This is a genomic window from Streptomyces sp. NPDC002130 (genome assembly GCF_040296465.1).
In the GTDB taxonomy this organism is placed as follows: Bacteria; Actinomycetota; Actinomycetes; order Streptomycetales; family Streptomycetaceae; genus Streptomyces.
In genome coordinates, this window is the sequence record NZ_JBEOXI010001087.1 from 1 (window position 1) to 1,163 (window position 1,163).

The 1,163-nt window shown below is 64.4% G+C and carries 1 pseudogene; it reads right to left on the reverse strand.

The window, feature by feature from the left end:
• Positions 1-177: 177 nt before the first annotated feature.
• Positions 178-1,122, reverse strand: a pseudogene (locus ABT116_RS48630) (condensation domain-containing protein); the annotation flags it as partial.
• Positions 1,123-1,163 lie beyond the last annotated feature (41 nt).

The window sequence follows — 1,163 nt, forward strand, 5'->3', positions numbered from 1 at the left end:
CTGTATGTGCGGCGGGAGTTGCAGGACCGTTTCGACTCGCCGCTGCCCGGCTGGAACTCGCACGCCGAGCCGTTCGGGATGCGCAGCGACTTCGGCGTCAGTATCGGACAAATCTTCACTTGCCCAGGCGAAGTCGGCGCGAAGCTCCGAATCGACACTCACGACATTGACGATCAGCCGGTACGGGCCTCCCATGTCCGCGTCGGGATCGGTGGACATAGCGTCGGATTCCGCCGCCAGAGACCATGCTGTCGATCCAGGAGCCGTCGCACGTCCCAGATAATTGAACAGCACCTGAGATTCGGAACGCCCCGCCAATATCGTTGCCGTGCGGGCATTCACGTACCGCAGCATCCCGTATCCGATGCCGCCGTCCGGTGCACTTCGCAGGCTCTCCTTCACCTCACGCAAGGTATCCACCGGATCGGTTCCGCTGTGCAGTCGCATGGGCGCGATGGTGGTGAACCAGCCGACTGTTCGCGACAGATCGTTTCCCGGCGCCAACTCCTCCCGGCCGTGCCGTTCGAGATCGACCAGCAATTCGTACTCACTGCGGCCGGTGGAGCGACGCCAGCGATCGACGGACATCGTCAGCGCTGCCAACAGAACATCCGTTCCCTCGGCACCCACCATTGCCGCAACCGATCCAAGTGCTGCCTCGGAGATTGCTCCGTCCACCGTGACCGTGCGCCTCGAGCCTCCGGATACGACGGCATCGCCCGCGGCATCGGGGATCAACTGTGCGCCCGGAGCGGTCACGGTCAGCCAGTGATCGAGTTCGGCGAATCGATGAGCACTGTATGCGTGTTCGGCCACCGTGCGGGAGAAGGTACGCAGCGAAGTTCCGACGGCATCCAGTGCGGCGGGCTCTCCGGCTTCGACTGCCACCCAGGCCATCGCGAGATCCTCGAGCAGGGTTCCCCAGGAAACCCCGTCCACGACCAGGTGGTGCGCGACTATTGCGAGCCGGCCCAGATTCTCCGCGCCACAATCGAACCAGACCACCGAGACCATCCGCCCTGCAGACGGATCCAATCGACTGGTCGCTGCTTCGGAGTGCTCCTCAATGAGCGTTCGCAAATCGCCGTCGTCCAGTCCTTGCGCGTCGACTCGGGCGACCACGTCCGCTGCCCGGACACTGCCGGGTTCCTCGACCCGCGCCG